Here is a 236-nt window from a genome sequence, read left to right as displayed (position 1 = left end):
GGGCATGGCTACTCGCTAATACAGATCATGGTGCTCTGGCTCGCGATCCAGGGCGTAGGTGTAGGAGATGCAATCTGGAGTCAAGCCGTCGACCAGATCGGCAAGGACGGAATGCTGTCGCGGCCGCTGATTCCTGACTCTCGACCGCTCGCGGCCAACATCCTGAAATTCGAAGTCTGCACCGCGGCGATGAACAAGCAGTTCGAGGCCTCTGGCCGGTCGACTCGCATCCAGGC

At 60.2% G+C, this 236-nt stretch carries 1 protein-coding gene; it reads left to right on the top strand.

Translation table 11 applies throughout. From position 1 onward, the window contains the following. Positions 1-27: 27 nt before the first annotated feature. On the top strand, positions 28-236 hold a 209-nt coding region (locus tag BST14_RS32345), incomplete at its 3' end, for a hypothetical protein (RefSeq protein ID WP_211280874.1).

The sequence above is a fragment of the Mycobacterium arosiense ATCC BAA-1401 = DSM 45069 genome, from assembly GCF_002086125.1.
Taxonomy (GTDB): domain Bacteria; phylum Actinomycetota; class Actinomycetes; order Mycobacteriales; family Mycobacteriaceae; genus Mycobacterium; species Mycobacterium arosiense.
Note: the sequence above shows the minus strand (reverse complement) of the source record. Positions and strands in the feature narration are given on the sequence as shown.